This window comes from Streptomyces sp. NPDC001903, assembly GCF_042891345.1.
In the GTDB taxonomy this organism is placed as follows: Bacteria; Actinomycetota; Actinomycetes; order Streptomycetales; family Streptomycetaceae; genus Streptomyces.
The window spans coordinates 179,608-186,401 of the sequence record NZ_JBIASZ010000017.1 but is presented as its reverse complement, the minus strand read 5'-3'; the positions used below and the strand labels follow the sequence as shown (position 1 = coordinate 186,401).

The following is a 6,794-nucleotide window of genomic DNA, read 5'->3' as shown; positions in this document are numbered from 1 at the left end:
CTTTCGCGTCGCGCGCTTGCTTCTTCTTCTCGGCCCGGGGGGGGCCGGGGCCGGGGGGGGGGGGGGGGGCCCCCCCCCCCCCCCCCCCCCGCCGCTTTGTCAGTGCCACCGGTTAGCCTGCACGCACTGGCAATCGAAGGAGGGCGGGGGCGCGGTGCGCGTACTCGGCGTGGACCCGGGGCTGACCCGGTGCGGTGTCGGCGTGGTCGAGGGCGTCGCCGGCCGCCCGCTCGCCATGATCGGCGTGGGGGTCGTACGGACGCCCGCCGACGCGGAGTTGGGGCACCGGCTCGTCGCGATCGAGGCGGGCATCGAGCAGTGGCTCGATGAGCACCGGCCCGAAGTCGTCGCCGTGGAGCGCGTGTTCAGCCAGCACAATGTCAGCACGGTGATGGGGACCGCCCAGGCGAGCGCCGTCGCCATGCTCTGCGCCGCGCGCCGCGGGATACCGGTCGCCCTGCACACCCCCAGCGAGGTCAAGGCCGCCGTCACCGGCTCCGGCCGGGCCGACAAGGCGCAGGTCGGGGCCATGGTGACCCGGCTGCTGCGGCTGTCCGCCCCGCCCAAGCCGGCCGACGCCGCGGACGCCCTCGCGCTCGCCATCTGCCACATCTGGCGGGCCCCCGCCCAGAACCGCCTCCAGCAGGCGGTCGCCCTGCACGCCTCGAAAGGCCGCCCCTCATGATCGCCTTCGTCAGCGGCACGGTCGCCGCGCTCGCCCCCACCCTGGCCGTGATCGAGGTCGGGGGAGTGGGCATGGCCGTGCAGTGCACGCCGAACACCATCGCCGGCCTGCGGACGGGGGAGACGGCGCGGCTGGCCACGTCCCTGGTCGTACGGGAGGACTCGCTGACGCTCTACGGCTTCGCCGACGACGACGAGCGGCAGGTCTTCGAGCTGCTGCAGACGGCGAGCGGGGTCGGGCCGCGGCTGGCGCAGGCGATGCTCGGGGTGCACAGCCCGGACGCGCTGCGCCTGGCCGTCTCGACCGGCGACGAGAAGTCCCTGACGGCCGTCCCGGGCATCGGCAAGAAGGGCGCCCAGAAGCTGCTGCTGGAGCTGAAGGACAAACTGGGCGCACCGCTGGTGGGAGCGCAGCGCGCCCCCGTGGCGACGGGCCCGGCGCCGTGGACGGAGCAGCTGGCGGCGGCCCTGATCGGCCTGGGCTACGCCTCCCGGGAGGCGGAGGAGGCCGTCTCGGCGGTCACCCCGCAGGCGGAGGCGGCCATCGCCTCCGGCGGCTCCGCCCCGGTGCCCCAGCTCCTCCGAGCGGCCCTCCAGACCCTGAACCGCACCCGCTGACGGGTGCGCCGCTGCGCCGGGTCCGGCAGCGACCACCGTACGAACGACAAGGCAGACTGACAGCGTGAACTGGGATGACGAGAGCGACGACCGGATCGTGGCGGCCGCGGCGGACGGCGAGGACACCGCCGTCGAGGCGGCCCTGCGGCCCAAGGACCTCGGCGAGTTCGTCGGCCAGGAGAAGGTCCGCCAACAGCTCGACCTGGTGCTGAAGGCGGCCCGCCAGCGCGGCGCGACCGCCGATCACGTGCTGCTCTCCGGCGCGCCCGGTCTCGGCAAGACCACCCTCTCCATGATCATCGCCGCCGAGATGGGCGCGCCCATCCGGATCACCTCCGGCCCCGCGATCCAGCACGCCGGAGACCTCGCCGCGATCCTCTCCTCCCTCCAGGAGGGCGAGGTCCTCTTCCTCGACGAGATCCACCGCATGTCCCGGCCCGCCGAGGAGATGCTCTACATGGCCATGGAGGACTTCCGCGTCGACGTGATCGTCGGCAAGGGGCCCGGGGCCACCGCCATTCCGCTGGAGCTGCCGCCGTTCACCCTCGTCGGGGCGACGACCCGGGCCGGCCTGCTCCCGCCCCCGCTGCGCGACCGCTTCGGCTTCACCGGGCACATGGAGTTCTACGCCCCCGAGGAGCTGGAACGCGTCATCCACCGCTCCGCCCGCCTCCTGGACGTGGAGATCGACACGGCCGGCGCCGCCGAGATCGCCGGCCGCTCCCGCGGCACCCCGCGCATCGCCAACCGGCTGCTGCGCCGCGTCCGCGACTACGCGCAGGTCAGGGCCGACGGAGTGATCACCCGCGAGGTGGCCGGGACCGCCCTGCAGGTCTACGAGGTGGACGCGCGCGGTCTGGACCGCCTCGACCGGGCCGTGCTCGAAGCCCTGCTCAAGCTCTTCGGCGGCGGCCCCGTGGGGCTGTCCACCCTCGCCGTCGCCGTCGGCGAGGAGCGGGAGACCGTCGAGGAGGTCGCCGAGCCGTTCCTCGTACGGGAAGGCCTGCTGGCGCGCACCCCGCGCGGCCGGGTCGCGACCCCCGCCGCATGGGCTCACCTGGGGCTTGTCCCGCCTGCGCCGCACGGGAGTGGATCAAGCGGACAACAGGGCTTGTTCGGGGCCTGACGGCGCGGAGGTTCGCCCCGTCAGGAACTGCGGTGCCATGCTGGGCGTTGTTCCATCGGTGCGGACTCGCCTAGACTCCGCCGATGCCGACCCTTCAGGTCGGCATGCCCACCCCCGTAGAAATTGACCGTCTCCCGTGCGGTCGTGCGAAGGATCTCCGTCCCGTGAATCTCGTGACACTCCTCCCGTTCATCGTGCTCATCGGGGCGATGTTCCTGATGACCCGCTCCGCGAAGAAGAAGCAGCAGGCGGCCGCGCAGATGCGTGACCACATGACGCCCGGCACCGGTGTCCGCACCATCGGCGGCATGTACGCCACGGTGAAGGAGATCGGCGAGGACACCGTCACCCTCGAGGTGGCCCCCGGTGTCCACGCGATCTACGCGAAGAACTCCATCGGCGCCGTCCTCGAGGACGCGGAGTACAACCGCATCGTCCACGGCGTCAGTGATGATCTGACGATCGACACGCCGGCCGTCCCGGACGACGCCTCCTCGCTGACCCTGGACAAGGACGCGGCCAAGGACGCGGACGAGGCCGGGACCGACGCCCCGAAGCTCGACCTGGGCAAGAAGGACGAGCCCAAGGCCGACGAGCCCAAGAGCGACGAGACCAAGGGCGACGAGCCGAAGGACGGCAAGGCCGACGGCGAGGCCGGCGCGAAGTAGCGCGCGGCCGGGGACCGAGGGGCGCCTGACCGGCGGCCGCCGCGGTCCCCGTCAGTGACACTTCTGCGGGGGGCAGGGGTCCCCACCACACATTTCGTGGCCGTCCGCGCGCTGACCCGGCGCGGGGCGGTTGGACAGGGAGATACGACAAGGTGGCAGCACCGAAGAAGGGCCGGCGGCCCACGGGGGCTCAGGGGAGGCCGGGGCGCGCCCTGGCGATCATCCTGATCGCGATGGTGGCGCTCACCGCGGGGATGTTCCTCACGAAGCAGACGACTCCCCGGCTCGGCATCGACCTCGCGGGCGGTACGAGCATCACGCTCAAGGCCAAGAGCGAGCCCGGCAAGCCGGACGCGATCAACGAGACCAACATGAACACGGCGGTCGGCATCATCGAGCGCCGCGTCAACGGTCTCGGCGTGTCGGAGGCCGAGGTCCAGACGCAGGGCCGCGACCACATCATCGTGAACATCCCCAAGGGGACGAACGAGAAGCAGGCCCGCGAGCAGGTCGGTACCACCGCCCAGCTGTACTTCCGCCCGGTCCTGGCCTTCGCCGACGGCGCTCCCGCGGCCCCCGAGGCCACGCCGAGCCCGTCCGCGAGCGGCTCCGGCGCCCCGAAGGCCGAGAGCAGCGGCAAGCCCGGCACCCAGCCCACCCCGTCGTCCAGCGCCACTTCCCAGGGCCGTGTGCTCAGCGAGGCCCTCAAGGCCCCGGCCGCCACCGCCTCTCCCTCGCCCTCGGCGAGCGAGTCGAAGAAGGCAGACGACAAGGCTCCGGCCCCCACCCCGGCCCCGTCGGGCGTCGAGGCGGCCGCCGCCGACCTCCAGGCGAAGTTCGCGGCGCTGGACTGCACCAACGAGGCGCAGCGCACCGCGGCCGGCAAGGGCGCCAAGCCCGAGGACGCGACGCTCGCCTGCGGCAAGCGCGGCGACGCCTGGGGCAAGTGGATCCTCGGCCCGGCCGGTGTCGCCGGTACGGACGTCAAGGACGCCAAGGGTGTCATCGACCCGCAGCGCGGCCAGTGGATCGTCACCATGCAGTTCACCGACAAGGGCGCCGACAAGTTCGCCAAGATCACCGGTGAGCTCGCCACCAAGCAGATGCCGCAGAACCAGTTCGCGATCGTGCTCGACGGCGAGGTCGTCTCCGACCCCTCCGTCAGCCAGGCGCTGACCGGCGGCAACGCCGAGATCTCCGGCGGCTTCACCCAGCAGAGCGCGCAGGACCTGGGCAACATGCTCTCGTACGGCGCCCTGCCGCTCTCCTTCAGCGAGGACAGCGTCACCACGGTCACCGCCGCGCTCGGCGGCGAGCAGCTGAAGGCCGGCCTCATCGCCGGCGCCATCGGCCTCATCCTCGTGGTGATCTACCTGCTCGTGTACTACCGGGGCCTGGCCTTCATCGCCATCGTCAGCCTCCTGGTGTCCGCGATCCTCACCTACACGATCATGGCGCTGCTCGGCAAGGGCATCGGCTTCGCGCTGAACCTGCCCGCCGTCTGCGGTGCGATCGTCGCGATCGGCATCACGGCGGACTCGTTCATCGTGTACTTCGAGCGCATCCGCGATGAGATCCGCGAGGGCCGCACCCTGCGTCCCGCCGTGGAGCGGGCCTGGCCGCGCGCCCGGCGCACCATCCTGGTCTCCGACTTCGTGTCGTTCCTGGCCGCCGCGGTGCTGTTCATCGTCACCGTCGGCAAGGTGCAGGGCTTCGCCTTCACCCTGGGTCTGACCACCCTGCTCGACGTGGTCGTGGTGTTCCTCTTCACCAAGCCGATCATGACGCTGATGGCCCGTACGAAGTTCTTCTCCAGCGGCCACCCCTGGTCCGGCCTGGACCCGAAGCGGCTCGGCGCCAAGCCGCCGCTGCGCCGGTCCCGCCGCACCGGCTCCGGTACCGGTTCCGGTTCCGCCACCGCTCCCGTCGACGTAAAGGAGGCGTGAGAGATGTCGAAGCTGGGAGATCTCGGCGCCAAGCTGTACCGCGGTGAGGTCGGCTACGACTTCGTCGGCAAGCGCTTCATCTGGTACGGCGTTTCCATCCTGATCACCATCACGGCGATCGTGGCCCTGGCCGTTCAGGGCCTCAACATGGGCATCGAGTTCAAGGGCGGTGCCGTCTTCACCACCCCGAAGACGGCCGTCTCCGTCGCCGCGGCGACCACGGGCGCCGAGAAGGCCTCCGGCCACGACGCGATCGTCCAGCAGCTCGGCACCGGCGGCCTGCGCATCCAGATCTCGGGTCTGGACACGGCCGACGCGGCGGGCGTCAAGAAGCAGCTCGCCACCGACCTCAAGGTGTCCGAGGCCGACATCAACGCGGACCTGGTCGGCCCCAGCTGGGGCGACCAGATCGCGAACAAGGCCTGGACCGGCCTCGGGATCTTCATGATCCTCGTGGTGATCTACCTCGCCATCGCCTTCGAGTGGCGGATGGCGGTCGCCGCGCTGATCGCCCTGATCCACGACCTCACCATCACCGTCGGCGTGTACGCGCTGGTCGGTTTCGAGGTCACGCCGGGCACCGTGATCGGTCTGCTGACGATCCTCGGTTACTCCCTCTACGACACCGTCGTCGTCTTCGACGGTCTGAAGGAGGGCTCGAAGGACATCACCAAGCAGACCCGGTACACCTTCAGCGAGATCGCCAACCGCAGCATCAACGGCACCCTGGTCCGCTCGATCAACACCACCGTCGTGGCGCTGCTCCCGGTCGGGGCGCTGCTCTTCATCGGCGGCGGCCTCCTGGACGCCGGCATGCTGAACGACATCTCGCTGTCGCTGTTCGTCGGCCTCGCGGCCGGTGCGTACTCCTCGATCTTCATCGCGACCCCGCTGGTCGTCGACCTCAAGGAGCGCGAGCCGGCGATGAAGGCGCTGAAGAAGCGGGTGCTCGCGAAGCGGGCGGCCGCGGCGGCCAAGGGCGAGTCCCCGGAGGACGAGGGCTTCGAGGCCACCGACGGCCCGCAGGTCGTGGCCCAGGGCCGCGCCGGGCGGCGCCGGTGAGCACGCTCTCCCCCGAGGCGCGCGAGCTGCTGCTCGGCCGGATCAAGGACGTGGCGGACTACCCGAAGCCGGGCGTGATGTTCAAGGACATCACCCCGCTGCTGGCCGACCCGAAGGCCTTCGCGGCCCTGACGGACGCGCTGGTGGAGCTGGCCGGGCAGTACGGCGCGACGAAGATCGTCGGGCTGGAGGCGCGCGGGTTCATCCTCGCGGCGCCGGTGGCGGTCCAGGCGGGCATCGGCTTCGTGCCGGTGCGCAAGGCCGGGAAGCTGCCGGGCGCCACGCTCGCCCAGTCGTACGAGCTGGAGTACGGAACAGCGGAGATCGAGGTCCACGCCGAGGACCTGTCGGCCGGTGACCGGGTCATGGTCATCGACGACGTCCTGGCCACCGGCGGCACCGCCGAGGCCTCGCTCTCGCTGATCCGGCGGGCCGGGGCCGAGGTCGCCGGAGTGGCGGTCCTGATGGAGCTGTCGTTCCTGCCGGGCCGCGAGCGCCTGGCCGGAGCCCTCGCGGGGGCCCCGCTGGACGCCCTGATCGTCGTCTGACCCAGGCTCCGCCGAAGCGGCGGGCATCCGGTTCTTCCGGATGCCCGCCGCTTTCGTGTGCGCCGGGGTGCGGGGGGCGGCCCCGCACCGCGGGAGCGGACCGGTACGGGAAGGGGCTCGCGGAACGAGGGGGCCGAACCCT

7 protein-coding genes are annotated in these 6,794 nt (G+C 71.8%); all 7 read left to right on the top strand.

What is annotated here, in order from left to right:
* The first annotated feature begins 154 nt into the window (after positions 1–154).
* The 7 genes from ruvC to ACFYZS_RS31445 all read left to right on the top strand — a co-directional run bounded on the left by ruvC (position 155) and on the right by ACFYZS_RS31445 (position 6,652).
* The gene (gene ruvC, locus ACFYZS_RS31475; protein ID WP_389019925.1) at positions 155–685 is read left to right on the top strand and encodes a crossover junction endodeoxyribonuclease RuvC; all 531 of its coding nucleotides are present in this window, start codon (positions 155–157) and stop codon (positions 683–685) included.
* Complete coding sequence (gene ruvA / locus ACFYZS_RS31470; RefSeq protein WP_389019922.1) at positions 682–1,302, top strand: Holliday junction branch migration protein RuvA; 621 nt, start codon at positions 682–684, stop codon at positions 1,300–1,302. Before ruvC ends, ruvA begins: the two co-directional genes overlap by 4 nt.
* Before the next feature lie 64 nt (positions 1,303–1,366).
* Complete coding sequence (ruvB, locus tag ACFYZS_RS31465; protein ID WP_389019919.1) at positions 1,367–2,428, top strand: Holliday junction branch migration DNA helicase RuvB; 1,062 nt, start codon at positions 1,367–1,369, stop codon at positions 2,426–2,428.
* A gap of 164 nt (positions 2,429–2,592) precedes the next feature.
* Positions 2,593–3,096: a preprotein translocase subunit YajC gene (gene yajC, locus ACFYZS_RS31460; RefSeq protein WP_389019916.1), complete on the top strand. Its 504-nt coding sequence runs from the start codon at positions 2,593–2,595 to the stop codon at positions 3,094–3,096.
* A gap of 152 nt (positions 3,097–3,248) precedes the next feature.
* On the top strand, positions 3,249–5,042 hold the full coding sequence (gene secD, locus ACFYZS_RS31455) for a protein translocase subunit SecD (protein ID WP_389019913.1): 1,794 nt from the start codon (positions 3,249–3,251) through the stop codon (positions 5,040–5,042).
* Between the two features lie 3 nt (positions 5,043–5,045).
* Positions 5,046–6,104 (top strand): protein translocase subunit SecF, encoded by a 1,059-nt coding sequence (gene secF, locus ACFYZS_RS31450; protein WP_389019910.1) that lies wholly within the window; start codon positions 5,046–5,048, stop codon positions 6,102–6,104.
* Positions 6,101–6,652, top strand: a complete 552-nt coding sequence (locus tag ACFYZS_RS31445; protein ID WP_389019906.1) for an adenine phosphoribosyltransferase — start codon at positions 6,101–6,103, stop codon at positions 6,650–6,652. The genes secF and ACFYZS_RS31445 overlap by 4 nt, the downstream gene beginning before the upstream one ends.
* Positions 6,653–6,794 lie beyond the last annotated feature (142 nt).

Coding starts and splice junctions, on each gene's coding strand:
- secF (WP_389019910.1), top strand. CDS start 5,046: ATGTCGAAGCTGGGAGATCTCGGCGCCAAGCTGTACCGCGGTGAGGTC.
- ruvA (WP_389019922.1), top strand. CDS start 682: ATGATCGCCTTCGTCAGCGGCACGGTCGCCGCGCTCGCCCCCACCCTG.